We start from the raw sequence: 255 nt of genomic DNA on the forward strand, positions 1-255 counted from the left end.
TTGAAACTTTTGACTGGAAAATAATTAACGAATACAAGAAAATTTCAGGTTTTAAGTGTAAAAAAGCAACTTTAAATTATAATGTTGGGAACAAAAAAAATAATAATCAAAATAGAGAAATTGTAGCTTGGTTTACTCCTGAAATCAACTATCCGTTTGGGCCTATTGGCTTTAGAGGTTTACCAGGTTTAATCTTGGAACTGAATGTAAATTGGGATTATTCTTATAAATTCGAAATGTCTAAGATAGAATTTG

1 protein-coding gene is annotated in these 255 nt (G+C 28.2%); it reads left to right on the top strand.

Annotation, left to right across the window (positions count from 1 at the left end; all coding sequences use genetic code 11):
• Positions 1-255, top strand: a 255-nt coding sequence (locus LB449_RS13905) for a GLPGLI family protein (RefSeq protein ID WP_224455706.1), incomplete at both ends; no start/stop codon positions are given.

It is taken from the genome of Psychroflexus lacisalsi (genome assembly GCF_020164495.1).
GTDB lineage: Bacteria > Bacteroidota > Bacteroidia > Flavobacteriales > Flavobacteriaceae > Psychroflexus > Psychroflexus lacisalsi.